22 protein-coding genes are annotated in these 24,225 nt (G+C 72.7%); 14 read left to right on the top strand and 8 right to left on the bottom strand.

Translation table 11 applies throughout. The features are described 5' to 3' along the window. The first annotated feature begins 1 nt into the window (after position 1). The 3 genes from ACFV61_RS03960 to ACFV61_RS03950 all read left to right on the top strand — a co-directional run bounded on the left by ACFV61_RS03960 (position 2) and on the right by ACFV61_RS03950 (position 4,394). Positions 2–463 (top strand): GNAT family N-acetyltransferase, encoded by a 462-nt coding sequence (locus ACFV61_RS03960; protein ID WP_063347227.1) that lies wholly within the window; start codon positions 2–4, stop codon positions 461–463. A 164-nt stretch (positions 464–627) separates the two neighbouring features. Continuing rightward, a complete protein-coding gene (locus tag ACFV61_RS03955) occupies positions 628–3,468 on the top strand; it encodes an alpha/beta fold hydrolase (RefSeq protein WP_380489990.1) in 2,841 nt (946 codons plus the stop codon). Between the two features lie 56 nt (positions 3,469–3,524). After that, positions 3,525–4,394: an ABC transporter permease gene (locus ACFV61_RS03950; RefSeq protein WP_380489987.1), complete on the top strand. Its 870-nt coding sequence runs from the start codon at positions 3,525–3,527 to the stop codon at positions 4,392–4,394. A 158-nt stretch (positions 4,395–4,552) separates the two neighbouring features. Here the strand turns inward: ACFV61_RS03950 and ACFV61_RS03945 are convergent, their stop codons facing one another. Then, positions 4,553–6,283 (bottom strand): alkaline phosphatase D family protein, encoded by a 1,731-nt coding sequence (locus tag ACFV61_RS03945; RefSeq protein ID WP_380489995.1) that lies wholly within the window; start codon positions 6,281–6,283, stop codon positions 4,553–4,555. 163 nt (positions 6,284–6,446) lie between these two features. Between ACFV61_RS03945 and ACFV61_RS03940 the strand changes: the two genes are divergently transcribed. Further along, positions 6,447–7,076, top strand: a complete 630-nt coding sequence (locus ACFV61_RS03940) for a dienelactone hydrolase family protein (RefSeq protein ID WP_380489985.1) — start codon at positions 6,447–6,449, stop codon at positions 7,074–7,076. A 28-nt stretch (positions 7,077–7,104) separates the two neighbouring features. Here the strand turns inward: ACFV61_RS03940 and ACFV61_RS03935 are convergent, their stop codons facing one another. From ACFV61_RS03935 to ACFV61_RS03925, 3 genes are read right to left on the bottom strand one after another with little or no spacing between them, the layout of a single operon-like run. Continuing rightward, the gene (locus ACFV61_RS03935; RefSeq protein WP_063347222.1) at positions 7,105–7,818 is read right to left on the bottom strand and encodes a response regulator transcription factor; all 714 of its coding nucleotides are present in this window, start codon (positions 7,816–7,818) and stop codon (positions 7,105–7,107) included. Continuing rightward, positions 7,815–9,077, bottom strand: coding sequence for a sensor histidine kinase (locus ACFV61_RS03930; RefSeq protein WP_380489982.1), 1,263 nt, complete (start codon positions 9,075–9,077; stop codon positions 7,815–7,817). Before ACFV61_RS03930 ends, ACFV61_RS03935 begins: the two co-directional genes overlap by 4 nt. Before the next feature lie 59 nt (positions 9,078–9,136). Beyond that, positions 9,137–9,664 (bottom strand): GNAT family N-acetyltransferase, encoded by a 528-nt coding sequence (locus tag ACFV61_RS03925; protein WP_063347221.1) that lies wholly within the window; start codon positions 9,662–9,664, stop codon positions 9,137–9,139. Positions 9,665–10,043: 379 nt separating this feature from the next. On the opposite strand from ACFV61_RS03925, the gene ACFV61_RS03920 reads away from it, so the two are divergent. The 5 genes from ACFV61_RS03920 to ACFV61_RS03900 are packed head-to-tail and all read left to right on the top strand — an operon-like array spanning position 10,044 to position 14,257. After that, positions 10,044–10,604, top strand: a complete 561-nt coding sequence (locus tag ACFV61_RS03920; protein ID WP_350884320.1) for an RNA polymerase sigma factor — start codon at positions 10,044–10,046, stop codon at positions 10,602–10,604. After that, positions 10,601–11,428: a zf-HC2 domain-containing protein gene (locus tag ACFV61_RS03915; RefSeq protein ID WP_363368437.1), complete on the top strand. Its 828-nt coding sequence runs from the start codon at positions 10,601–10,603 to the stop codon at positions 11,426–11,428. Before ACFV61_RS03920 ends, ACFV61_RS03915 begins: the two co-directional genes overlap by 4 nt. A gap of 32 nt (positions 11,429–11,460) precedes the next feature. After that, positions 11,461–12,273: an ABC transporter ATP-binding protein gene (locus ACFV61_RS03910; protein ID WP_208869062.1), complete on the top strand. Its 813-nt coding sequence runs from the start codon at positions 11,461–11,463 to the stop codon at positions 12,271–12,273. Beyond that, positions 12,270–13,670: a hypothetical protein gene (locus ACFV61_RS03905; protein WP_380489980.1), complete on the top strand. Its 1,401-nt coding sequence runs from the start codon at positions 12,270–12,272 to the stop codon at positions 13,668–13,670. The genes ACFV61_RS03910 and ACFV61_RS03905 overlap by 4 nt, the downstream gene beginning before the upstream one ends. Then, a complete protein-coding gene (locus ACFV61_RS03900) occupies positions 13,667–14,257 on the top strand; it encodes a hypothetical protein (protein ID WP_380489977.1) in 591 nt (196 codons plus the stop codon). The genes ACFV61_RS03905 and ACFV61_RS03900 overlap by 4 nt, the downstream gene beginning before the upstream one ends. 66 nt (positions 14,258–14,323) lie before the next feature. Here ACFV61_RS03900 and ACFV61_RS03895 read toward each other — a convergent pair whose 3' ends face one another. Further along, complete coding sequence (locus ACFV61_RS03895) at positions 14,324–15,280, bottom strand: SDR family NAD(P)-dependent oxidoreductase (protein ID WP_380489974.1); 957 nt, start codon at positions 15,278–15,280, stop codon at positions 14,324–14,326. Between the two features lie 139 nt (positions 15,281–15,419). On the opposite strand from ACFV61_RS03895, the gene ACFV61_RS03890 reads away from it, so the two are divergent. Next, positions 15,420–16,013 carry a TetR/AcrR family transcriptional regulator gene (locus tag ACFV61_RS03890; RefSeq protein ID WP_380489972.1) on the top strand — a complete coding sequence of 198 codons (594 nt, stop codon included), beginning with the start codon at positions 15,420–15,422 and terminating at the stop codon, positions 16,011–16,013. Between the two features lie 88 nt (positions 16,014–16,101). Here ACFV61_RS03890 and ACFV61_RS03885 read toward each other — a convergent pair whose 3' ends face one another. Continuing rightward, the gene (locus ACFV61_RS03885) at positions 16,102–18,093 is read right to left on the bottom strand and encodes a ricin-type beta-trefoil lectin domain protein (RefSeq protein ID WP_380489969.1); all 1,992 of its coding nucleotides are present in this window, start codon (positions 18,091–18,093) and stop codon (positions 16,102–16,104) included. A 343-nt stretch (positions 18,094–18,436) separates the two neighbouring features. Here ACFV61_RS03885 and ACFV61_RS03880 point away from each other — a divergent pair, with 343 nt between their 5' ends. Together ACFV61_RS03880 and ACFV61_RS03875 are read left to right on the top strand one after the other, a co-directional pair. Further along, the gene (locus ACFV61_RS03880; RefSeq protein ID WP_380489967.1) at positions 18,437–19,618 is read left to right on the top strand and encodes a sensor histidine kinase; all 1,182 of its coding nucleotides are present in this window, start codon (positions 18,437–18,439) and stop codon (positions 19,616–19,618) included. Between the two features lie 123 nt (positions 19,619–19,741). Then, the gene (locus ACFV61_RS03875) at positions 19,742–19,990 is read left to right on the top strand and encodes a hypothetical protein (protein ID WP_380423279.1); all 249 of its coding nucleotides are present in this window, start codon (positions 19,742–19,744) and stop codon (positions 19,988–19,990) included. A 1-nt stretch (position 19,991) separates the two neighbouring features. Here the strand turns inward: ACFV61_RS03875 and ACFV61_RS03870 are convergent, their stop codons facing one another. Then, positions 19,992–21,044: a HEAT repeat domain-containing protein gene (locus ACFV61_RS03870; protein ID WP_380423278.1), complete on the bottom strand. Its 1,053-nt coding sequence runs from the start codon at positions 21,042–21,044 to the stop codon at positions 19,992–19,994. 503 nt (positions 21,045–21,547) lie between these two features. On the opposite strand from ACFV61_RS03870, the gene ACFV61_RS03865 reads away from it, so the two are divergent. Together ACFV61_RS03865 and ACFV61_RS03860 are read left to right on the top strand one after the other, a co-directional pair. Beyond that, a complete protein-coding gene (locus tag ACFV61_RS03865) occupies positions 21,548–22,270 on the top strand; it encodes a hypothetical protein (RefSeq protein ID WP_380489965.1) in 723 nt (240 codons plus the stop codon). 149 nt (positions 22,271–22,419) lie between these two features. Continuing rightward, positions 22,420–23,325, top strand: a complete 906-nt coding sequence (locus ACFV61_RS03860) for a sterol desaturase family protein (protein WP_380489962.1) — start codon at positions 22,420–22,422, stop codon at positions 23,323–23,325. Between the two features lie 145 nt (positions 23,326–23,470). Here ACFV61_RS03860 and ACFV61_RS03855 read toward each other — a convergent pair whose 3' ends face one another. Then, a complete protein-coding gene (locus tag ACFV61_RS03855) occupies positions 23,471–23,995 on the bottom strand; it encodes an ATP-binding protein (protein WP_380489959.1) in 525 nt (174 codons plus the stop codon). Between the last annotated feature and the right edge of the window lie 230 nt (positions 23,996–24,225).

Raw genomic sequence — 24,225 nt, 5'->3', positions numbered from 1 at the left:
GATGACGGCGGCCATCCGGACCGCGGCGGGCGCCGCGGACCTGACGCTGGTGCGGGACGTGCGGCGCGAGGTGTTCATCGTCGAGCAGCACGTGCCGGAGGAACTGGAGTACGACGAGTACGACGCGACCTCGGTGCACCTGCTGGCCGTGGCGGCGGACGGGACCGCGCTCGGGACCGCACGGCTGATCTTCGGGGAGCAGGCGCTGAAGCTCACCGGGGGTGTCGAGGGCCGGGTGCTGCTCGGACGCCTCGCGGTGGTGTCGGCGGCCCGGGGGACCGGGCTCGGGGCCCAGCTGGTGCGGGCGATCGAGGCGGCCGGGCTCGACCGCGGGGCCGTCGAGGTGGAACTGCACGCGCAGGTGGGGGCGCTGGGGTTCTACGAGCGGCTGGGGTACACGGCCGAGGGCCCGGTGTACGAGTCCGCGGGGATACCGCATCGGACGATGACGCGGGTGCTGTAGGGCTTCGGGCCCGGTCGTGCGGATCCCCGTGCCCCTGACGGGGTGCGGGGATCTCCGTTTTCCCGTGCGGTACCCGGACGCAACGGGGTGAACAGGGCGCAAGCGGCGGCTTCGGCGGTGGCCTTATCGGACGCCTACCCGGGGGGCGGATACGATCAGCCCCCATGGAGTTCGGTGGGGCGTGGCGCCGGTGGCGCAGCCGGGGTACGACGGTGCGGCGCAGGGTGGTGGCCGGTGCGGTGGCCCTGGTGGTGGTGGCCGGGGCGGGTACGGCGACGGTGGCGTCCGGCGGTGAGCCGGCGGTCCATCAGGAGGACCGTTTCCTCGCCATGCCGGAGACCCCCGGCAGTGACCAGCAGGTCCAGGTGGACACCTCCTTCTTCACCACCGGCAGCACCCCGCGCCCGGCGGTCCTGCTCGCGCACGGCTTCGGCGGCTCCAAGGACGGCGAGCGCGAACGCGCCCAGCAGCTGGCCCGACAGGGGTACGCGGTGCTGACCTGGTCGGCGCGCGGCTTCGGGCACTCGGGCGGGAAGATCGGCCTCAACGCGCCCGACCGCGAGGTCGAGGACGTCAAGCACCTGGTGGACTGGCTGGCCCAGCGGCCCGAGGTGCAGCTCGACGGGCCCGGCGACCCCCGGGTCGGCATCACCGGTGCCTCGTACGGCGGCGCCGTCTCGCTGCTGGCCTCCGCGTACGACCACCGGATCGACGCGGTGGCCACCCAGATCACCTGGTGGAACCTGGCCGACGCGCTGTTCCCGCAGGGCGTGCAGGGCTCGGGCGCCGTCGACGGCGTGTTCAAGAAGCTCTGGGCCGGGATCTTCTTCACCACCGGCGCGGCCGGCGACCTCGGCCCCTCCGGCGGCGCGCCGCGCGGCGGCGGGGCCGGGCCGGGGCAGGGCGCTCCCGGGCAGGGCGGTTCCGGGCAGGGCGGTTCCGGGCAGGGCGGTGACGCCGCGGGCGGGCCGGTCGGCTGCGGGCGGTTCCTGGAGTCGCTCTGCCAGATGTACGACAGGGTCGCCACCGCCGGGCACGCCGACCCGGAGGCCGTCGCACTGCTGGACCGCTCCAGCCCGTCCTCGGTGGCCGCGCAGCTCAAGGCGCCCACCCTGGTCGTGCAGGGCCAGCAGGACTCGCTGTTCCCGCTCGACCAGGGTGACCGGATCGCCCGGGCCGTCGCGGCCAACGGGGCGCCCGTCTCGGTGGACTGGTTCGCCGGCGGGCACGACGGCGGCACCGACACCAGCGCCCGGGTCGACGACCGGGTGACCGCCTGGTTCGACCACTACCTGAAGGGGCAGGGCGACGACATCGGCCCCGCGTTCCGGGTCACCCGCACCGGGGGCGTCGACTCCACCGGCTTCCAAGCCGTGCTGCGCGGCGCCTCCGCCGACCGCTACCCGGGCCTGGGCGGAACCGGCTCCCACGGCGTCGAACTGGCCGGCGGTGAGCAGACCATCGCCAACCCGCCCGGCGGCGCCCCGCCCGGGATCTCGACGCTGCCCGGGATCGGGGCGCTCAGCCAGGCCGCCTCGCTCGGCGCCGGGCTGTCGCTCGACTTCCCCGGCCAGCACGCCGCCTTCGACTCCGCGCCGCTGGGCCAGCCGCTGCACCTGACCGGGCAGCCCACCGTGCCCGTCCAGGTGCACGCCGACCGGCCGGACGCGGTGCTCTTCGCCAAGCTGTACGACGTGGGCCCGGACGGCAAGGCCGTGCTCCCGCAGCAGCTCGCCGCCCCGCTGCGGGTCACCGGCGCCGACGCGGGCCGCACCGTCACGGTCGCGCTGCCCGCCGTCGACCACACCTTCGCCACCGGGCACCGGCTGCGGCTCGTGCTGGCCGCCACCGACCTCGCGTACGCCTCGCCCGTCGAGCCCGCCACCTACCGGGTCGCGCCGGCCGGGGCGCTCACCGTGCCGACCGACGACGAACTCGTCACCGAGGCCACGCCGCTGCCCGCGCGCACCTGGCTGCTGCCGCTGGCGGCCGTCGTGGTGGCGCTGGGCCTGGTGCTGTCGCCCCGGCTGCTGCGCCGCCGTCGGCGGGGGGCGGGCGACGGGCCGGCGTACGACCCGGCGCTGGCCGGGGTGCCGTTGCAGATCACCGGCCTGAGCAAGCGCTACAAGGGCGCCCAGGACCGTTACGCCGTACGGGAGTTGGGCTTCCGGGTGGAGCAGGGGCAGGTGCTCGGCCTGCTCGGGCCCAACGGCGCCGGCAAGACCACCACGCTGCGGATGCTGATGGGCCTGATCCGGCCCGACGCGGGCGAGATCCGGATCTTCGGCCACCTGGTGCGCCCCGGTGCGCCGGTGCTCTCCCGGGTCGGCGCCTTCGTCGAGGGCGCGGGCTTCCTGCCGCACCTCACCGGCCGGGCCAACCTGCGGCTGTACTGGCAGGCCACCGGCCGGCCGGAGGAGGACGCCCGCTTCGACGAGGCGCTGGCCATCGCCGGTCTCGGCGAGGCGCTCGACCGCGCCGTGCGGACCTACTCGCAGGGCATGCGGCAGCGGCTCGCCATCGCCCAGGCCATGCTCGGGATGCCGGACCTGCTGATCCTCGACGAGCCGACCAACGGGCTCGACCCGCCGCAGATCCGCGAGATGCGCGAGGTGATGATCCGGTACGCCGCCGCCGGCCGTACCGTCATCGTCTCCAGCCACCTGCTCGCCGAGGTCGAGCAGAGCTGCACGGACCTGGTGGTGATGGACCGCGGGCGGCTGATCACCACCGGCGCCGTCGGCGAGATCGTCGGCGCGGGCGAGCTGCTGTTCCTCGGCGTGCCCGCCGGGTACGAGCCCGGGTCGGTCGTCGAGAAGGTCGGCGCGCTGGCCGGGGTCGGCTCGGCGGAGGCCGTCGAGGGCGGGCTGCTGGTGCGCCTGGACGGGCTGGCGGCGCACGAACTGCTGGCCGAACTGGTGCGCCTCGGTGTGCCGGTGGAGAGCGCCGGGCCGCAGCGGCGGCTGGAGGACGCGTTCCTGTCGTTGATCGGAGGTGCGGCGTGAGCAGGGGTGCGAACGGTGGCGTGAGCAGTGAGGTGAGCGGCGAGGTGGGTGATGGCGTGAGCGGTGGCGTGAGCGGCGTCGTTTCGGCGGACCACGCCGAGGGGTACCGGGCGGGCCGGACGCTGCCGCTGCGGGTGGAGGCGATGCGCCAACTGCGGCGCCGCCGCACCCTGGTGATCGGCGCGGTGCTGGCCGCCCTGCCGTTCGTGATGCTGGCCGCGTTCCAGATCGGCGGCACCCCGAGCCGCCCCGACCGGACCACCTTCATCGACCTGGCCACCGCGTCCGGGCCCAACTTCGCCGCCACCATGCTGTTCGTGGGCACCGGCTTCCTGCTGGTCATCCCGGTGGCGCTGTTCTGCGGCGACACGGTCGCCTCCGAGGCGAGCTGGTCCTCGCTGCGCTACCTGCTGGCCGCGCCGGTGCCCCGGGCCCGGCTGCTGGCCCGCAAGTTCGCGGTCGGGCTGGCGTTCTCGGCGGTGGCGGTGGCGATGCTGCCGCTGATCGGGCTGGTCGTCGGCACCGCCGCGTACGGCTGGGGGGACCTCAAACTGCCCACCGGGGCCAGCCTTTCGGCCGGGGAGGCGCTGCCCCGGCTGGCCGTCGCGGCGGCGTACGTGTTCCTCGCCGAGATCGTGATCGCCGCGCTGGCGTTCTGGCTCTCCACGGCGACGGACGCGCCGCTGGGCGCCGTCGGCGGGGCGGTGTTCGCGTCGATCATCACCGGGGTGCTGGACGCCGTCACGGCGCTGGGGGGCCTGCGGGAGTGGCTGCCCGCGCACTGGCAGTACGCCTGGGCGGACGCCCTGCAGCCGCAGTTGGAGTGGGGCGGCATGGTGCAGGGCGTCTCGCTGTCGCTGTCGTACGCGGCGGTGCTGCTCGCGCTGGCGTTCCGGGGGTTCGCGCGCAAGGACGTGGTGTCGTAGGGCCGTTGTGCTGCGGGGGCCCCCCCGGGGGGGGGGGGGGCCGGGGGGGGGGCGCCGGCGCGGGCGCGGCGTGGTGGCCGCGGGGGTGCGGCGGGCCCGGGGTGGGTGACCGGGGTGGGTGACCGGGGTGGGGCGCAGGGCGGGGGTCAGGGCTGGGGTCAGGCGATCGGGGCGTTCGCGCGCTCGATCCGCTGGGTGCCGGTGCGGGTGCGGTAGGAGCGGGTCCAGCTGCTGGTCGCGTCCTTGCGGGTGCGGTCGGAGAGGACGTAGTAGTCCATCTGGGTCTGCTCGGGGGTGATGTCCAGGACCCCGTAGCCGTGCGAGTCCAGGTCGACCCACTTGACGTGCGGGTTGGCCGCCTTGATCGCGGTGCCGGCCGCCAGCGAGACGGTCTGCGGGGCGACCTTCAGCAGGTCGTCGACGTTGTCGGAGGTCACCGAGGTGACCACGAACTCGGTGGCGACACTGCCGGACAGCGGGTAGGTGGCGGCCTCGTTCGGGACGTCGGCGGCCCAGGCGGAGTGGATGTCGCCGGTCAGGAAGACGGTGTTGGTGATCCCGTTCGCCTTGAGGTGGCCGAGCAGCTCGCGGCGGTCGTGGGTGTAGCCGTCCCACTGGTCGGGGTTGACCGCCACGCCCTCGCCGGGCAGGCCGAGCAGCTTGGCCAGCGGGCGCAGCAGGTAGTCGGGCAGCGAGAGGAAGGCGACCGGGGAGATCATCACCTCGTTGCCGATCAGCCGCCAGGTGGTGTCGGAGGCGGACAACCCGGCCTTGAGCCAGTCCAGTTGGGCGCGGCCGGTGAGGGTGCGGTCGGCCGAGTCGACGGCGCCGCTGCCCGTCTTCGCCTGCTGGGAGCGGAACGAGCGCTGGTCCATCAGGTGCAGGTCGGCGAGCTTGCCGTAGCGCAGGCGGCGGTAGGTGGTGCCGGCGATCGAGGGCCGGACCGGCATCCACTCGAAGTAGGCCTGCTTGGCGGCGGCCATCCGGTCGGACCAGGCGCCCTCGGTGCCCGGGGTGTGGTTCTCGGCGCCGCCGGACCAGGCGTCGTTGGCGAACTCGTGGTCGTCCCAGATCGCGATGGTCGGGAGCTTGGCGTGCAGGGCCTGGAGGTCGTCGTCGGTCTTGTACTGGCCGTGCCTGGTGCGGTAGTCGGCGAGGGTGAGGATCTCGTGGGTGGGGGCGTGCGGGCGCACGACCGTGCCGCGGGCGCAGAACTCGCCGGTCTTGTACTCGTAGATGTAGTCGCCGAGGAAGAGGAAGGCGTCCAGGTCGCCGCGGGCGGCGAGGTGGCGGTAGGCGGAGAAGTAGCCGCCCTCCCAGTTGGCGCAGGAGGCGACGCCGAACCGCAGCCGGGAGAGGGCGGCGTCGGTGGCGGGGGTGGTGCGGGTGCGGCCGGTGGGGGAGACGGCGCTGCCGGTACCGGTACCGGTGGTGGCAGTGGTGGCGGTGAAGCGGTACCAGTAGGGGGTGTCCGGGGTCAGGCCGCGGACGTCGGCCTTGACGGTGTGGTCGGCGGCGGCGGTGGCGGTCACCGTGCCGCTCGCGACGACGCGGGTGAAGGCCTGGTCGGCGGCCAGCTCCCAGCGGACCTCGGTGTCGGGGCCGAGGCCCGAGCCGGGGAGGGCCTCGGGGCGGGGCGTCACCCTGGTCCAGAGCAGGACGCCGTCGGGGAGGGGGTCGCCGGAGGCTATGCCGTGCAGGAAGCGGGGGGCGGCTTCGGGGGCCTGCGCGGCTCCGGCGGCTCCGGCGGCCTGGGCGGTCTGGGTGGCCTGGGCCGGCTCGGCGGCTTCGGCGGGGGTGGGGAGGGCGATCGGGAGGGCGGCGGTCGCGCCGGCGGCCAGCGCGCCGGCCTTCAGGACCTGGCGGCGGCGCGGGTGGGCAGGGGTCATGTCATGGACAAGATCGTTCACGTCCGGAAGGTTACCCGCTAGTAAAGCGTAGGTAAATCAGGTGACCTGACGATCCGTCGTGGAGCGGGCGGGTGTGGTTGCCCGGGGAGGGCGAGCGGGGGAGGCCGGGGCGGGCGGGCCGGGGAAGTCGGGTCGCCGGATCATGCGGGATCATGGGGGAGTACCCGCCCTCAGCTGCCGAAGGACCCCGACCGTGGCCCAGATCGTCCTCTTCCACTCCGCCCTCGGGCTGCGCTCCGCCGTCAACGCCGCCGCCGACCGGCTGCGCGCCGCCGGGCACACCGTGCACACCCCGGACCTGTACGACGGGCGGACCTTCGACGACATCGAGGCCGGACTGGCGTACCAGGAGGAGGTCGGCGGCAGCGAGGAACTGCTGCGCCGGGCCGTCACCGCCGCCGCTCCGCTGTCCGACGGCGGCCTGGTCTACGCGGGCTTCTCGCTCGGCGGCTCGCTCGCGCAGAACCTCGCCCTCGCCGACGACAAGGCCCGCGGCCTGCTGCTCCTGCACGGCACCTCCGACCTGCGCGAGGACGCGTCCACCGAGATCCCGGTGCAGCTGCACGTCGCCGAGCCGGACCCGTTCGAGACCGAGGACTGGCTGAACGCCTGGTACCTGGGGATGCGGCGGGCCGGGGCCGACGTCGAGGTGCACCGCTACCGGGGCGCCGGGCACCTGTTCACCGACACCGAGCTGGCCGACTACGACGCCGAGGCGGCGGAGCGGGCCTGGGCCATCGCGCTGGACTTCCTCGGCGAGCTGGATTCCTGACCGAGGGCGGGTGTCGGGGCGGGCCGGGTCAGCCGGCGAGCCCCGGCACCACCAGGCCGGACTCGTACGCGATCACCACGGCGTGGGTCCGGTTCTGCGCGCCGAGCTTGGTCAGCACGTTCCCGACGTGCGTCTTCACCGTCTCCAGACTCACCCTGAGCGACTCCGCGATCTCCGGGTTGGACTGGCCCGTGGCCATCGACCGCAGCACCTCCTCCTCCCGCACCGTCAACGCCGCCCGGGGCAACGCCTCGGCGGAGTCCAGCGGGCGGGCGGAGACCATCCGGCGCAGCGCCGCCGGGAAGAGGATCGCCTCCCCGGCCGCCGCCACCCGCACCGCCTCCGCGATCTGCCGCACCGGAAGCCGCTTCAGCACGAACCCGCTCGCCCCCGCGCTGAGCGCGGCGGTGACGTAGCCGTCGTTCTCGAAGGTGGTGATCACCACGACCTTCGGCGGCGCGGCCGACTCGGCCAGCAACTGCCGGGTGGCCTCGATCCCGTTGCGGCGCGGCATCCGTACGTCCATCAGGACCACGTCCGGCCGCAGCCGCTGCGCCTGCTCGACCGCGTCGACGCCGTCGGCCGCCTCCCCGACCACCGTGATCCCCGGCTGCGCCGCGAGCAGGGTGCGCAGGCCGCTGCGGGTCACCTCGTCGTCGTCCGCGATCAGGAGGGTGACGGGGGTGCCGGTGGCGTCGCCCGGGGCGTCGGGCGCGGCGTCGGTGGGATCTGGGCCGGTCATGCCGACAACCGTACGGGCAGCCGGACGGCCAGCCGCCAGGCCTGGGGCCCGTCCGGCCCGGCCTCGATCTCGCCGTGCAGCAGCCGGACCCGCTCGGCCAGACCCGGCAGGCCGTGGCCGGAGGTCGGGAAGGCGCCCTGGCGCGGGCCCGCCCCGGTCCGGTTGGCCACGCTGAGCTCCAGGGTGTCCGGCCCGGCCGCCACCCGGACCTCGATCGGGCCGCCCGCTCCGTGCCGCAGCGCGTTCGTCAGCCCCTCCTGGAGGATCCGGTACGCCGCCCGGGAGAGCGTCCCCTGCACCTGCGCCAGCTCGCCGGACAGCTCCGGCTCCACCACCGCGCCGGCGTGCCGCAGCCGGTCCAGCAGCTCGGGCAGGTCGGCCAAGGTCCGGGCCGGGGCCGCCCCCGACTCCTCCTCGCGCAGCGCGCCCAGCACGTAGTCCAGGTCCTCCAGGGCGGCCCGGGTCGACTCCTCGATGCTGCGCATGGCGGCCCGCGCCGCCACCGGGTCGGCGGAGAGCACCTCGCCCGCCACCGCCGCCTGGATCGTGGCCGCCGTCAGGGTGTGCCCGATCGAGTCGTGCAACTCGTGGGCCAGCCGGTTGCGTTCGGCCAGCCGGCGCTCCCGCTCCGCCGCCAGCGCCAGCCGCTCGGCCGCCGACGGACCCAGCAGCTTCGGGGCCAGCCCGCGCAGCGCGCCCGCCACCGCCGCGCACACCACCGGCGCCAGCAGCAGGCAGACCGCCGCCACCACCCAGCTCCAGGCGCCCGTCAGCTGCACCGACCGGCCGGGCCAGCTCAGCCGGGCATCACCGGAGACCCAGCCGCCCGGCAGGGCCACGGCTGCGCCGAGCAGCACGAGGCTCGCCAGGCCCCCCACCCAGCCCAGCGCCACGTGCAGCAGCAGCCACAGCGGGGTGCGCCAACGGTCGGAGCCGGGGGCGTCCGCCGCCCGGGCGCCGGACACCGGATCCGGCAGCGACACCCTCAGCAGCCGACGGACGCCGCCGATCAGCACCCGCCGGGTGGTGCGGGCCAGCCCGACCACGGCGAGCAGCGCCGCCCAGAACAGCAGGGTGAGCACCGCCCGCGTGAGGTAGGGGCCGGACGGCCAGGCCATCATCGGCAGCATCGCGAACGGCAGTAGCGGCAGGCTCGCCAGCGCGCCGAAGAAGGCGAACAGCACACCCGAGTACGTGGAGCCGCGCAGCAGCGGCCGGATTCCCCTGATCATGATCACCAGTATTGCGGCGCAGCTCATGGGGGGCCTCCCCCGATCGGGGGAGCGTTCGTTCCGGTCTTTCTGCTCCGGCGGGGCGGCTACGGCGAGGCGGCTCCGGCGGCATCGGCGCGGCCCCGAGTGAGCAGGCGGGTCGTGCTGCCGTCGTCCTCCGTGATGTCGCGGACGTGCCGGAAGCCGATCCTGCCCAGCAATGCCAGCGAAGCGAGGTTGGCGTCGGCGACCGTCGCGTGCACCTCGGCCAGCCCCAGGGCGGTGAAGCCGTAGTCGACGATCGCGGCCGCCAGTTCGGTGCCCAGGCCGCGGCCCCACGCCTCCGGGGCCAGCGCGTAGACGATCTCGAAGCCCTCGACCACGGTGGTGGGCTTGATCTCGGCGTGCCCGACGAGGCGGCCGCCCTGCCGGACGGCCCAGACGTCGAACCGGTTCGAGGCGTACACCTGGGTGAAGATGCGGCCGAACAGGGCCCGGTCCTCGGCCTCGGACTGCGGGCCGTCGCCCATCCACCGGGACACCTCCCGGTCCTGGAACAGCGTCACGAAGTCCTCTTCGTCCGCGAGGACGTACGGGTCGAGCAGCAGGCGCTCGGTGCGCAGGGTCGGGGTCACGCCGGGTGACGGTACGGGGGCCGTCGTCCGCCCGGCAAGCGGTTTTCGGGAGGCTGGAGCGCCGGTGGCGATCGGGGAGTGCGAGCGGGCCGGTACCGGGTGGTCCTCGTGTCGGCCAGGCCGGTTCGGGACATGCTGCCGGTGTTCGACATCACCGTCGCGGCCGAGCCGGCGGCGGTGGCGGCCGAGATCGCGCTGCTGGCGCGGGCGGCCGAGGACCGGTAGGGCGGCGGGGTGCTCGCCACCGCAGGTGCCTGATCCGGGCGTCGAGGTCGCCGCAGCGCAGGAAGTCGGGTAGGCCGACTTCCTGCGCTGCTTTCATGTGACGCAGGTCACGTCGAACGCAGAACCTGCGCGCGGTCGCCGGCGTCTGGCTGGTGTGAGATCACGCAGGAGAGCACTGGACGAGCTGGACGAGGAACGCCTCGTCCGGCTGATCGCCAGAAGTGACCGCGCGGCGTTCGACGAGCTGTACCGGCGCACGTCGCCGTGGCTGGCGGTGCGGTTGCGCCGCCGCTGCGCGGACGAGCAGATCGTCGCCGAGGTCATGCAGGAGACCTATCTGGCGGTGTGGCGCGCGGCCGGCGCGTTCGCCGGGAGCGCCGTCGGCGGGACGGCCGTCGGGTGGCTGTGGACGATCGCGGCGCGCCGCCTCGTCGACGCCTTCCGGCGCCGTGCCCACCACGCCGAACCGCCGGCCGCCGCCGCCGAGCGGGCCGTGGTGCCCGCGGCGGAGGAGGAGGCGCTCGCCGGGACCGTCGGCGGCGACGTGGGTGACGCCCTGCGGCGGCTGGCGCCGGAACTTCGAGACGTACTGCAGGCGACGGTGCTCGACGGACTCTCCGTCCGGGAGACCGCCGTCCTGCTCAGACTGCCCGAAGGCACGGTCAAGACCCGTGCCCGCCGGGCCCGGATCGCGATGCGGGAGGCGCTGGCATGAACGCGGAACACGCGTCGAGGCGGCTGATCGACGACTACGCGCGTGGTGACACGGCGATGGCCGCGGACACGGTGTGGGCGCTGGAGGCCCACCTGGAGACGTGCGCGCCGTGCCGGAGCCTGCTGGCGGCCTCCGTGGCCACCGAGGCGCCCGGCGTCGCCGCGCTCGTCGACACCGTCCGGGCCGGTCTGGACGCGCAGTTGGACGCGGCCGTCGGGGCGCCCCGGAGGCGGCACCGCCCGACGTGGGTGTCGGCCTGGCTGACACCGGCCATGACCCCGTGGCTGGCGATGACCGCCGTCGTCACCCTGATGGCGATGCTGCTGGACGTTGCCGCGCCGGCGAAGGTCTTCGGCGGCTCCTCGATGGTGGCGCTGATCGCGCCCGTGCTGCCGCTGTGCGGTGTCGCCGCATCGTGGTCGCGCGGCCTGGACCCGGCGCACGAACTGACCGCCTCGACCGCCCGGGCCGGCCTGGCCCTGCTGCTCAGGCGCACCACCGCGGTCCTCGTGGTGGTCGTGCCCGGGCTCCTGCTGGGGGGATGGCTGACCGGGAACACGACGGCCGCGCAGTGGCTGCTGCCCTCCCTGGCCTTCACCTCCACCGCCCTGGCGCTGGGCACCGTGATCGGCGTGACCCGCGCCGCCGTGGGGCTGGTGACCGCGTGGGGCGCTGCCGTCGTGGTGCCCACGTTCGTCACCGGCCGCATCCCCGCTGTCCTCGAACTCGCCCTGCACCGCGACCAGTTGCCCGTGTGGGGGCTGCTCCTCGCGCTCGGCGTCTGCGCCGTGATCGCCCGCAGGGACGCGTACTCAACGCTGTGAAACCCATGTCCACCCTGGAAAGGGACCATCGCATGACGTATACGGCGAGCGCGGCCGACACCGCGCCGAAGACCTACGCCTGGGAGATCCGGGCCAGCGGCCTGAGGGTGCGCGTCGGACGGAGCAAGATGGCCGTCGACGGGCTCGACCTCTCCCTGGGCATCGGCGCCCACGGGCTCCTCGGGCCCAACGGAGCGGGCAAGACCACCCTGATCCGGACGCTGGCCACCGTGCTGCGCCCCACCGAGGGCGAACTGGAGATGCTCGGCACCTCCCTGGGAGGCCGGGTGGTCGACCACCGGGCCCTGCGCCGCCAGATCGGCTACCTGCCGCAGGACTTCGGCTACTACAAGCGCTTCACGGTGCGCGAGTTCGTCGAGTACATGGCCTGGCTGAAGGAGGTGCCGAAGGCGGACATCCCCGGGGCCGTCCAGCGGGCCGTGGAACGGGTGGGCCTGGCGGACCGCGCCGACCACCGGATGAAGACCCTGTCCGGCGGCATGGTGCGGCGGGCCGGCATCGCCCAGGCCATCGTCAACTCCCCCGCGGTGCTGCTGCTGGACGAGCCGACGGCCGGCCTGGACCCGGCGCAGCGGCTGCGCTTCCGCGAACTGCTGCAGGACCTGGGCCGCGACACCTGCGTGGTCGTCTCCACCCACCTGGTCGAGGACGTCGCGGCCGCCTGCTCCGACGTGGTGCTGTTCGCCGACGGCCGCCTCGTCTTCCAGGGCACGCCGGACGAACTGGGTGCGGCGGGCAGCACCGACCACCCGGGCGACAGCCCCCTGGAGCGCGGCTACTCGGCGCTGCTCAGCAACTCCGGCCAGCAGGGGAGCGCCTGGTGAACGGACGTGTGCTGCGGACGGAGCTGAGGCGCTCCGCCGCCCCGTGGGCCGGCATCGTCGTGCTGGCCGGCAGCCTGGCGGTCTTCTTCCCGTTCGACGCGCTCTGGTGGCACGGCACCGCGGGGTGGACGGCCCAGTGGACCACCATGGCCATGTGGACCCGGTCCCTGCTGGCCTTCTGGTGGCCGTTCGTGATCGGCATCGGGGCGGTGTACGGGCTGCGCGAATCCCGCTCGCGGATGACCGAGCTGCTGACGACCACGCCACTGCCGGCCTGGCGCCGTGCGGCGCTGCCGGCCGGTGCGATCGGGCTTGCGCTGGCGGTGGGCTTCGGTCTGCTGGTTCTGGTGGGCGGAGTCCAGGTGGCGGCCGGTCCGACCACCTACGCATCCCTCGGCTGGCTGCCGATCTCGCTGGTGGCGGCACTGTCCCTGGTCGCGGGCGCCGTGTTCGGGATGGGCGTCGCGCGGGCGCTGCCCTCCGTGCTCACCCCGCCGGCCCTGGTGGTGATCGTCTTCGTGGGGACGGGCCTGTTCCTGCGCATGAACAACGAAGGGGCGGTGCCGACGGGCAGGGTGGAGAACCGGTTCGCCCAGCTGTCCCCGGCGACCGTGGAGCCGCGGCAGATGCTGCTGACCCTGTCCGGCTCCGTCCACCTCGGCCAGACGCTCTGGCTGCTCGGCCTGCTCGCCACCGGCTTCGCGCTGCTGGCGGCTGTGACCCGCCGGGCGCGGTTGCTCGCGGTGACTCCCGTCCTGGCCGGCCTGGGCCTGGCTCTGCTGGTCCTCCCGGCCGCCGCGCGCGACACCTACGTCGTCGACAAGGCCGCCGCGGCGTTGGTGTGCGACGGGCCGGTGTGCGTGACGCAGGCGAGCCGTTCACGCCTGGCCGAGCTCGCGCAGCGCAGCAAGGAGGCGATGCCCGTGCTGCGCGACGCCTTGGGCGACAAGGCGCCGACCTCGGTGCGGGAGGACGCCACGCTGCACGAGCTCGCCGCGGCACGCGAACTCTCCGCAGACGTGCTGCTGGTCGACTTCGGCGATCGGATGCTCGCCGACGCGAAGGGCGAGAAGCTGACCCGCGCGCTGATCGCCAGGGGCCTGGCGCCGAGCTGCTACCCGGACAACGACAAGGAGGGCGGGGGGAGCCACGACATCCCCGCCCAGAGCATCGCCGTGAGCTGGGCCCTCCACGACTCCCAGCTCCAACCGCTGCAGGAGAAGGGCACCAGCCGGTACGCGCTCGAAACCTGGGCCGAGGCCGACCTCGCGTGGCAGAAGCTGATGGCGCTGCCGCCGGCCGAGCAGCGCTCGCGGATCGTCGAGCTGCACGCCGCCGCGCTCTCCTGCGAGGGGTACAAGCAGGTTCCGAAGCTGGCCGGGGGAGCGTCGCGATGAGGTGGCTGATGCTGTACGCGCGTTCACGGCAGGTGTCCACGTCGGCCGCCGCGGTCGCGCTCACCGCGCTGGTGGTGTGGGCCTTCAACCGGGGCGGCGGCACGGGGGCGATGGACGCGGACGCGATCAACCCGATCGTGTACTTCGTGCTCGCCGCGGGCGTGGCGGCCGGCTCCGTCGGGCTCGGCGGGCAGGACGCCGCACTGGACAGGACGGCCGCGATCCGGTGGGCGCCCCGCCGGGCGGCGCACGCGCTGCTGATCGGCGTGGTCGCGGGTGCGGCGCTGCTGGCGGTCCAGGCGGTGGGGCCGAGGTTCGCCCCCACCGAGGTCGTCGTCCGGGACACCGCGGGCCTGGCCGGCCTGGCCGCGTTCGGGGCGGTGGTGTGCGGGGCGCACCTCGCCTGGACCCTGCCGACCGCCTGGCTCGCGTTCGCCGTCTTCTCCCCGCCGCTGCCGCCCAACACCGTGGGGAAGGCGTTCGGTTGGATGTCCTACCCCCCTGGCACGGAGGCGTCCACCTGGACGGCGGTGGGCCTGCTGGTGACCGGCGCCGGGGTCTACGCCCTGGTGGGGCCGCGCAGGTAACTGGCCCGCCCCGCGCTCCGCTCCCCCTCTGCGAGTTGGGGGAGCGGGGCGTTCTGCTGGGGGCTGTCAGTCGCGGCTGCCCAGGGTGTCGCGCGAGACCTGCCAGAGCAGGGCGGCCGCCTCGGGGTCGAGGGCGTACTCGGCGACGCCGGTGCGGGCACTGAGTTCGCCGCGGACGGCTTCGTTGCAGTCCTCGAAGTAGCGGCCGCTGACGCCCGCCAGCAGCGGCGAGGCCGCGAGCAGGACGGACGTCGCCGCGCCCTGCTCGGTGGTCTTCCACAGCAGTTCCGCGCCGTTGGCGGCCTGGGCGCGCAGCCGGTCGAGCTCCTCCTCGGAGACGTGGCGCTGGAGGGCGGTGCGGATGCCGCCGGGCATCAGGGCGTTGACGGTGATGCCGTCCGCCGCCCAGCGCTTGGCGGCCTCGACCGCGAACAGGACGTTGGCGGTCTTGGACTGGCCGTAGGCGGACCAGGGCTCGTAGGCGCGCTCGCGGAAGTGGATGTCCTCGAAGACGACGGGGGAGCGGTGGTGGGCGCTGGAGCTGACGGCCACGACGCGGGCGCCGCCGTCCCGGACCAGGGCCGCGTGCAGGCCGGTGGCCAGCGCGAAGTGCCCGAGGTGGTTGGTGGCGAACTGGAGCTCCCAGCCCTCCGGCGTGCGGACCTCGGGCGAGGCCATCACGCCGGCGTTGTTGACCAGGATGTGCAGGGGCCCGTCCCAGGCGGCGACGAACGCGGCGATGGAGGCCTGGTCGGCCAGGTCCAGCGGGGCGACCCGGAGGTCCTTGTTGCCGGTGGTCGCGGTGATGTCCTCGGCGGTGCGGGCGCCGGCGTCGAGGTTGCGGACCGCGAGGGTGACCTGCGCGCCCGCCGAGGCGAGGGCGCGTGCGGTCTCGACGCCGATGCCGGAGGCGCCGCCGGTGACGACGGCGCGGCGGCCGGTCAGGTCGACGCCGGAGATGACCTCGGCGGCGATGGACTCGGCGCCGAAGGGGGTGGTGAGGCGCGGGGCGCTGGCGTTCATGATCATTTCCCGTCTGGTTGGGTGACCGGAGCTGGGGTGCGCGGGAGGGGGCGGCCGGTAGAGTGGAAACCGGAGGGCCCTCCGCATGTCTCCAGGTTAAGCGGAGGATCCTCCGCTTGCAACCCGAGGAGGACCAGCCGTGACCACCGCCGACCCCCGGCCGCTGCGCGCCGACGCACGCCGCAACCGCGACCGACTGATCGAAGTGGCCGCCCGGGCCTTCGCCCAGGACGGACCGGACGCGACACTCGGGGCGATCGCCAAGGAGGCCGGCGTGGGCATCGGCACCCTCTACCGGCACTTCGCCACCCGCGAGGAACTCGTCGACGCGGCCTACCGCAGCGAACTCGCCAAGCTGTGCGACTCCGCCGCGGAGCTCCTGGCCAGTAGGGGGCCCGACGCCGCGCTGCGCGCCTGGATGGACGGCTTCGTCCGCTACATGACGACCAAGCGCGGGATGTCCGACGCGCTGCGCGCGCTCATAGCCTCCGGCGGCGACCCCTTCTCGCACAGCCGCGCGATGCTGACCGCCGCGATCACCCGACTCCTGCGGGCCGGGGCCGAGTCGGGCGTGCTGCGCGCCGACGTCGAACCGGAGGACGTGCTGTTCAGCCTCAGCGGCCTGTCCATGGCCGCGACGACCCCCGAGCACCACGCCCGGATGGAACGCCTCCTCGACCTCCTGATGGACGGCCTGCGCTACCACGCCGCCTCCGGGCGGGGCGTCGGCTGAGAACGGCCGAAGGGCGCCAACCGTACGGCTGGCGCCCTTCGTTCTTCGTCCTTCGTCCTTCGTCGTGACTGCGGCCTGGTGCGGCCGGTCAGAGGAGCTGGAAGGTCCACTCCTGCTTCCAGCCGCCCTCGCAGCTCCACACCCCGAGCTGCTTGAAGTCGGAGTCGTGGGTGAGGCAGTTGTCGTCGTCGATCTGGACCCGGTACTTGCCGTTGCCGAGGCCGACGAACTGCCACTTCTGGTTGGAGGTGCCGCCCCACGCCTGCTGCTCGGCGACGTAGGTGTCGGGGTTCTCGGTGAGGTTGTACCCGAGGTCGTTGACGATCCGGTAGCGGTCCCCGCCCAGCGGCTTGATCGTCCAGGTGGACCCCTTGTACCCCAGGATCCCGCCCACGATCGGCGCACCCCAGGTCGAGGTCTCGGTGGGGGCCGACGCGCCCAGGCCGTTGGAGAGCTTCAGGAACAGCGGCCGCTCGGTCGGGACGGTCGGCTTGGTGTCCGGCTTCGGGTCCGGCTTGGGCTTGGGGTCCGGCTTCGTCGGGGTGGTCGGGTCGGTCGGGGTGATCACGCCGCCGGAGGTGGACTCCAGCACCCACGCCTGCTGCCAGCCCGACTTGCACGTCCACACGCCGAGCTGCTTGAAGTCGGCGTCGTGGGCGAGGCAGTCGTCGTCGGAGATCCGGATCTGGTACTTGCCGTTGCCGACTCCGACGAGCTCCCACTTCTGCTGGGAGGAGTTGCTCCACGGCTGGAGTTCGGCCATGTAGTTGCTGTTCTCGGTGAGTTCCAGCCCGTACGAGCTGGTGATCCGGTAGCGACCGCCGCCGACCGAGGTGAGCTTCCACTTGGACTCGTTGCCACCCCGGAGCCCGGGGACGACCGACGCGCCGGCGGAGCCGCTGACCGGGACGGCGCCCAGGCCGTTGTCGAGCTTCAGGTACACGTCGGCGCCGTTGTTGCCGCCGCCTCCGCCGGGCGTGGGCGGGTTGGTGGTCGGCGGGGTGCCGCCCCAGGCCCAGTTCTGGTTGGGCGCGTCACGCCGGTCCTCGGAGCCGCAGGCCCAGGCCGCCACCGTGCTGCCGTTGGAGGTCTGGCCGTTGAAGTCGTCGATGCAGACGTCCTTGGACCGGTCGTCCATGTCCGTCATGTGCCGGAAACCGCCGCTGGCCGACATGTTCCAGCGCTGACCGGGGATCTCCAGGCAGTCCCAGACCTGGAGCTTGGTCCCGTTCGCGGCCTTGTTGGCCTCCAGGTCGAGGCACTTGCCGTTGGCGGCCTGGAGCTTGTACCCGTTGTAGGTCCACTTCTGGGCGTCGCTGCCGTTGCACTCCCACATCTGCACGGGGGTGCCGTTCGCGTTGCCGTTGCCGTTGACGTCCAGGCAGGCGTGGTAGCCGGGGCTGGAGTCGGGGGTCAGGCTGCCGGTCCTGGTGCCGTAGCCGGACCGCGCGGGGAAGTGGATGGTGCGCACGTCGCCGTCGCACTTGTAGGGCCGCGCGGTGCCCGCCCGGCAGGTCCACGGCTCTTTTTTGACGGTGTCGCCGTCATTGCCGATGAACGCCCAGTTCATGTAGCCGCCGTCGCCGCGGTTACGGATGGTCGAGTCCCCCTGGAAGACCCAGATCCGGAATATGTCGTAGCCGGAGGGATCCTTCTTCTCCTTGTCCAAGAAATGGTTGAGCTTGTAGGTGGTGTCGATCAACACCCCCTTCATGTCGGACTTGTACTCGTTCTTGAACCACTCGGTGTCGTACATGTCGGTGCCCACGGTCTTGAACACCATGACGTTGAACCCGGGAAACTTCGCGCTCAACTTCGACGCGGTGCTCTGGGTGAACTCCGCGTTGTCCAGCTTGTTGAGGTTGGCGGCGTTGCGCATGCCCCTGACCATGTCGAAGGCGGAGCTGATCAGCGCGGTCATGCAGTTGCCGCCGCCCACCGAGGCCGGGGTTCCACAGGTCTTGTCCGCGTGGAGGGGCGGCTCCGGCGCGGCCTGGGCCTGTGCGGTCAGGCCGGAGACCATGGCGACTGCGGCGATCCCGCAGGCCAGGGCGCGTTTGAGGCGGGAGAGGGGTTTCATATCGGATTCATCTTTCTGGTCGGCAAAGATGGATCGTAGGTTCCGGAATCCTCCGTCTCGCGACTCCATACGGAATCCATATGGCGAGCCGGGAGGTCTTGACGCCTTTTTATGTGCCGTCCCGGATGAGTGCACTCCGCGGACCGAATTCAATGCCGGTAGCCGGCCTTCCAAAGGTCAAGGGACGGCTCTGGGCAGGTCAAGCCGGCGGCCCCGTACGGTTCTTCGGGGAGTCGGTCGACCAGTGCCGGTCTGCCGAACGGCAGATGCCTGACGATCCGTCATGTGCTGGGGCGCACCGCTCCTTCGCCGTGCGTAGGCTCGGCCCGTGCAGACCGAACTGATGCCTGACACGCGTCGCCGCCGCGCGGTGTGTGCGGCGGCGGCGGCAGTGGTCGCGGCTCCGGCGGCGATCGCCCCACCGAGTGCGTGGACCGGGGCCGTCGTCGCCGCCGCGGCGATGGCGACCGCGATCCTGCGTCGGCCGCTGGGCCCGGTCGCCCCCGTCCTGGCGGCCGGCCTGGTCGCGGGGCTCTCGCTCGTCACGGACGCCGTCCACCCCGGACCGCGGGGGTTGGTGATGTTGTGGCTGCCGGTCGAGTTCGCGGCCATGCTGGTGCTGGCCGGGAGGGTGATCCGGCGGGCGCCGGTCCGCCAAGCCGCCCTGGTCGGCTCGGCGTTGGCGCTCGCGCTGATGGTGCTCCCGCTGCGCTTCATCCTCCTGCTGCCGCAGGCGGTCCTCGAACCGTCGGTGGTCGCCGTCGCCATGGCGATGTTCCCGGTGGCCTGCGCCGTCGGCGTCGGGCTCTACCTGCGGGGCCAGGACAACCAGCGGGCCCGCGCCGTCCAGCGGGCCCGCCGGGAGCAGCGGCTCGACGTGGGCAGGGATCTCCACGACTTCGTCGCCCACGAGTTGACCGGGATCCTGCTGGAGGTCCAGGCCGCCCAGGTCAGCGCCTACGACGAAGAGGAGAACAGGGAGCTCCTGTCCCGCCTGGAGGCGGCCGGTCTGCGGGCGCTGGACTCGATGGACCACACCCTGCAGGCGCTGCGCGACCCGGAGGCGCCCGTGTCCGCCGAACCGCCGCCGACCAAGGTCCACGGCCTCGCCGACCTCCCGGAGATGGTCGACCGCTTCCTGGCGTCCGGCACGGCCGGCGGCTCCCTCGAACTGGAGCCGGGCCTGGCGGGGACCGCCCCGCGCGCGATCCAGGACGCGGCCTACCGCGTCGTCCTGGAGGCGCTGACCAACGTCCGTCGGCACGCCCCGAGCGCGGGCCGGCTGGAGGTGGAGGTGGTTCGCGTCCCGGGCCCCGTCCTGCGGGTCACCGTCACCGACAGCGGGCGGCAGGGCGGCCTCGGCGGTCTGCCGGCCCGCCGCCCCGGCGGTGGGGGCACCGGCCTGGCCAGCTTGTCCGAGCGGATCGGCGCCCTCGGCGGGGACCTGTCCGCCGGCCCGCACGCCCGCGGCTGGCGCGTCCGCGGGGTGCTGCCGCTGCGACCCGAGCGGAGGGGGCGGGGCTGACGGGGCGGGGTTGACGGGTTCCGACGGTCCGGAGACTGCCCGCGTACGGCGCTGATATCTTCGGGCGCCGCCTGTCGGTGGGTGGGCACCGGTGGCCGCACCGGCGTTTCCATCGCCAGTGCCATGGCGATCAACGTGGACACAGAAGGTGGGAGGACACGCGAAGTGTCAACAACGCCAGAGTTCCGTGGCTTTGACCTGGTACGGCGTGGCTACGAGCGCCAGCAAGTCGACCGCTACCTCAGCGCCCTGTCCGAAGCCGGTTCACCGCCGCCCCCGCCGGCGTTCGAGATCGTGCGGCGCGGCTACGACCGCGAGCAGGTCGACGCGCGCATCGCGGACCTCCTGCGCGGCAGGGGCACCAACTGCTAGATCAGGCGGGCTGGGTTCTCGGCAGGTCGGTTGAGACCAGTTCGGCAGCGCGTATGGGGTCGCCGTCCGCGCGGGTGAGCAGCGCCTCGATGTCGTAGCCCGTTGACTCCGGGGCGGCGTGGATGTCGAGGGAGCGGCCCCAGCCGCAGCGTTCCATCGAGACGGCGGCGTCCAGGTCGGGGCGGAGCCGGTGGAGCGTGCAGACCAGTTCCCAGGCGAAGGCGTCCAGGCGGGCCCGCCGCACCGGGTTGCAGGCGTTCACGGCGTCGGTGGTCCAGTCGTCGCCGGGCTCGTACTCCGGGAGGGGCGGCAGGAGTTCGGGGTCGCCCGTGATCGGCTCCGCGCTGAACGTGAGGACGTGTGCGCCCTCGGGGTTGCCGATCAGTTCGGCCAGGAGCGGGACGACGCGGGGGTCGTGCCGACTGGCCAGTCCGTGGATTGCTTCCATGCAGGTCTCGTCGTGCTCGTCGGCCGTCCGCTCCCAGAGCGCGGCCCGGATCGCGGGGCTGTCCGCCCTGGACTGGACGCCGAGGGTGAACGTCGCCCAGTCGCGGACGTGCGGGTTCTGGTCCTGGGTCAGCCCGATGAGGGTGCGGATGTCCGGCCCGTCCGGCAGGCCGGTGAGGACCTCCGCGAACGAGCGGGCCACTCCCTCACGGACCTCGGCGTCGGGGTGCCCGGCGAGGATGACGAGGACGGGGACGGCGCGCGGGTCGTGCGTCTTCTCGATCGCGCGTGCCAGGGCGCGCAGCACGTGCTCGTCGGTCTCCCGCTGGGCGAGGGCGACGAGTGCGGTGGCCGTTTCGGTGCGGACAGCCTCGTGGTGGTAGTTGGTGTCGCGCAGCAGGTCGCAGCCTGTCGCGCGCTCGATCGGATCGGCGGAGCCGATGAGCTCCAGGCCGAGCGGCAGCGCCGCCTCGTCGGCGGACGCGCGCCACAGCAGCGGTGCGTACTCGTCCCAGCCGTCGTGGTCGTCCGGGTCGTCCGAGGCGATGATGGCGCGCATTGCCGACAGTGCCCGCGTGACCAGCTCCGCCACGGTGTCCGTTTCCATGCGGGCATTGTGGTGCACGAAACCGCGAGTGTGCGCGGTAATTGTCGGCCCGACCGCGCTTCCGGTCCACGGACGCGTCGACGCCGGCGGGCGTGTGCGGGTGCCGTAGGAGTGACCCCGGAAAGGATCTTGACGTGGTCATGAGCAGGGGTGATCATAGCGGAGCACTGCGCAACGCTGATGCGCGAGAAGGTCGTTGAAGGCGTTCGGCCCGAGGCGTCAGTGGCGGTCCAGTAGCCCGTCGTGTTCGGGTGTGCCGGTCGGGGCGTTTGCTCGGGCGGCCGGAGTGCAGTCCGGGGATTTCCCGGACAGGACCCATCCCTTTCGAAGGGTCGGCGGTGCGGAAGCCGGCCGGGTGCGGATTCGGCCTTGATGAAAGGGAGTTGGTGGATGTTGCGAGGCTGTGGGTCCGCTGGTGTCGATCGGTTCTCCCGGTTGGGGCCTTCGCGGTGAGAGGGTTCGGCAATGACCGGGCTGCGGCTGCCGACGCCCCGGTGGCGCCGATGCTGCTCGCCGCGGCCCGGAACAACTCGTCCTGGTGCGAGGCGATGTGTCGGGCGCACGGGTTCTCCGGAGAACTCTCCGACGTCGCGTGGGTGAATCTGAAGAAGAGCCTCACGTACTACCCGAATCTGGTGATTCTGAGCCCGTCGATGTCCGGCTCTGAGGTTCTCGACGTCCTGCGGGAGGCACCGCTGGGGCCGCTTTTCGTCAAGGACAGTTTCGCCAACGCCGACCTCCTCCCGGGGAACTATCGAATTCTCATCGAGGCGGAGTGGATCCATCGGCCGGCTGCGGTCGCGGCCTCGGTGCCGGTGGCGTCACGGGGCGGCGCCGACCAGCGGTGGCGGCGTATCACCGGTGCCGATGAGTTGCGTGCGTGGGAGCGGGCATGGGCGGGCGGCGACGCGTCGGTGAACACGTTCCCAGAAACCCTTCTGCTCGATGACGACGTGATCTTCCTCGGGGGGTTCTCGGGCGACGGCCTGGTGGCGGGAGCCGTGCTTCACCTGAGCCATGGTGTGGCGGGGGTGACGAACGTCTTCGGCCCCCCGGGGGAATCCGCCCGGACATGGGCCGGTCTCATCTCCTGTGCTCACGAAGAGGCGCCGGGAGTCGACCTGGTCGGATATGAGCGGGACGCGGAGCTGGCGGCCGCCGAGGAAAACGGATTCGCGCCGCTTGGGCCGGTTCGGATATGGCAGCAGATGGCCGGAAGCCAATAAATACCTGCCCGTCCCGCGCGGAGGGGTGCAGAAGAAGTCCGAAGAAGTCCAGGGGGAGATCAGGAATGAACTTAGCAACCGCAAGAGAACTTGGCGCCGCGCGCAGAACCCTGCGTTTCACCATCCGCTATCTCAGCTATCCGATCCTCATGGTGCTGACACTCGGGGCGTCCATCACCCTGGTCGACACCTCGTTCCCGCAGTGGGCCATCGTGCCGATGGTCACCCTCTTCGCCTCGGTGTACGTGGCCGTCCTGGAGCGGGTCCAGCCGTTCTACGAGGGCTGGAACCGCTCGCGCAAGGACGTCGTGTCGGACGCCACCTCCAGTCTGGTGGCCCTGCTGGTGGTCGCCCGGCTGATCGAGCCGCTGTTCCTCTCGGTCCTGTTCGCCGGATCCGTCCTGCTGTCCGAAGAGCTGGACAGCACGTTGTGGCCGACGAGTTGGCCTCCCGTCGCCCAGGCCGCACTGGCGCTCCTGGTGGGAGAGTTCTTCTACTACTGGATGCATCGCTGGATTCACGGTTCGCGGGTCTTCTGGCGCTTCCACGCGGTGCACCACAGCTCGGAGCGGCTCTACTGGCTCAACTCCGCCCGGTTCCACCCCATTGACTTCTTCCTCGACGACGTGGCGATCGTCTTCCCGCTGGCCCTGACCGGGTGGACGCTGCACAGCATCTCCGGCCTGATCATCCTTCTCACCTTCTACAACTGCCACGGCGTCACCATGCACTCCAACATGGACGTCCGGCTGGGACCGCTGAACTACCTGGTGCCCGGACCGGAAGGGCACCGCTGGCACCACTCAAGGGACCTGCGCGAAGCCAACAAGAACTTCGGCGGCAAGGTCGTCGTGTGGGATCTGCTGTTCGGGACCTTCTACCTGCCCGCTGACCGGATGCCGCCCGAGGACATCGGCCTGGCCGACCAGGTCCGGCTGCCGGACTCCTACCTCGGCCTGCTGCTGGCTCCGTTCCGCTGGTCCAAGCTCCCGCTGCGCAAGCCCGAACCGGCATCCGGCGCCGTCCTGGTCGAGGAAAAGGCGGGCAGCGTCTGATCCTGCGCCGGGGCTGCGCAGGAAGTCGGGCCGGCCGACTTCCTGCGCGGTCGGGCGTTGGGCGGGCTGAGCCGGTCCCTGGTGGAGGCTGTTCGCGCTACTCGACACCGGAAGGCCATTTTTTGTTGCGGGTGGCGGGCGGACCTCAACTCCTGACGGCCTCTGCGATCTGCAGGGCGGCCTGGGCGGGCGTGAGGTGCGTGGTGTCGACGACCTCGGCCTCGGCGTGCAACCAGGTACGGGCCGCTTCGGCGTAGGGCTCAAGGTGGTTGAGGCGGAACCGGGAGTTGGGGCCGACCACAGTGTCCCCCGCGATGCGGCCGCGGAGGGTCTCCTGGTCGGCGTGGAGGACGAAGTGCCGCACCGGAATGGCGTGTTGGGCGAGGCCCGTGCTGATCTCGCGCCAGTACTGCTCGACCAGGACGGTCATCGGCATCACCAGAGTCCCGCCGGTGTAGGCGAGCACGTGGCGGGCGGTCTCGACTACGAGTGGCCGCCACGGCGGCCAGTGCTGGAAGTTGTCCGTCCCGGGCAGGCCCGGCGTGATGTCCATGAGTGTCTCGCCGACCTTCTCGGCGTCGAACACCCGGGAGTCGGGGATCAGTTGCTGCACGAGTGCACTGGTCGTCGTCTTGCCCGCGCCGTGGGTGCCGTTGAGCCATACGATCACGGGCTCGACGTTAGCGGTGCGCGGGCCGTAGGAACGGGCACAGCGGAAACCCGGGCGAGTTCGGCACGGACTGGCCCGGCGGCGTGCCCGTACAGGTGCACGCGAAGGAGGCCGACCCGTTCTTCGCCGAGGACCGCGACGTCGCCCGCGCCCGCAATGGTCGGCGCAAGAGGCCATTTTGGCGGGGAAAACGCAACTTCGACAGGGGCTGCGGAGGCGGCTATCTTCAC

The sequence above is a fragment of the Kitasatospora sp. NPDC059817 genome (assembly GCF_042731835.1).
Taxonomy (GTDB): domain Bacteria; phylum Actinomycetota; class Actinomycetes; order Streptomycetales; family Streptomycetaceae; genus Kitasatospora.
The sequence above is the reverse complement of the archived record's forward strand: the minus strand, read 5'-3'. Positions and strand labels throughout refer to the sequence as shown.

Coding starts and splice junctions, on each gene's coding strand:
- ACFV61_RS03955 (WP_380489990.1), top strand. CDS start 628: ATGGAGTTCGGTGGGGCGTGGCGCCGGTGGCGCAGCCGGGGTACGACG.
- ACFV61_RS03900 (WP_380489977.1), top strand. CDS start 13,667: ATGAGGTGGCTGATGCTGTACGCGCGTTCACGGCAGGTGTCCACGTCG.
- ACFV61_RS03910 (WP_208869062.1), top strand. CDS start 11,461: ATGACGTATACGGCGAGCGCGGCCGACACCGCGCCGAAGACCTACGCC.
- ACFV61_RS03880 (WP_380489967.1), top strand. CDS start 18,437: ATGCCTGACACGCGTCGCCGCCGCGCGGTGTGTGCGGCGGCGGCGGCA.
- ACFV61_RS03940 (WP_380489985.1), top strand. CDS start 6,447: ATGCGGGATCATGGGGGAGTACCCGCCCTCAGCTGCCGAAGGACCCCG.
- ACFV61_RS03930 (WP_380489982.1), bottom strand. CDS start 9,077: ATGAGCTGCGCCGCAATACTGGTGATCATGATCAGGGGAATCCGGCCG.
- ACFV61_RS03935 (WP_063347222.1), bottom strand. CDS start 7,818: ATGACCGGCCCAGATCCCACCGACGCCGCGCCCGACGCCCCGGGCGAC.
- ACFV61_RS03915 (WP_363368437.1), top strand. CDS start 10,601: ATGAACGCGGAACACGCGTCGAGGCGGCTGATCGACGACTACGCGCGT.
- ACFV61_RS03865 (WP_380489965.1), top strand. CDS start 21,548: ATGCTGCTCGCCGCGGCCCGGAACAACTCGTCCTGGTGCGAGGCGATG.
- ACFV61_RS03885 (WP_380489969.1), bottom strand. CDS start 18,093: ATGAAACCCCTCTCCCGCCTCAAACGCGCCCTGGCCTGCGGGATCGCC.
- ACFV61_RS03860 (WP_380489962.1), top strand. CDS start 22,420: ATGGTGCTGACACTCGGGGCGTCCATCACCCTGGTCGACACCTCGTTC.
- ACFV61_RS03960 (WP_063347227.1), top strand. CDS start 2: ATGACGGCGGCCATCCGGACCGCGGCGGGCGCCGCGGACCTGACGCTG.
- ACFV61_RS03870 (WP_380423278.1), bottom strand. CDS start 21,044: ATGGAAACGGACACCGTGGCGGAGCTGGTCACGCGGGCACTGTCGGCA.
- ACFV61_RS03895 (WP_380489974.1), bottom strand. CDS start 15,280: ATGAACGCCAGCGCCCCGCGCCTCACCACCCCCTTCGGCGCCGAGTCC.
- ACFV61_RS03945 (WP_380489995.1), bottom strand. CDS start 6,283: ATGACCCCTGCCCACCCGCGCCGCCGCCAGGTCCTGAAGGCCGGCGCG.
- ACFV61_RS03875 (WP_380423279.1), top strand. CDS start 19,742: ATGGCGATCAACGTGGACACAGAAGGTGGGAGGACACGCGAAGTGTCA.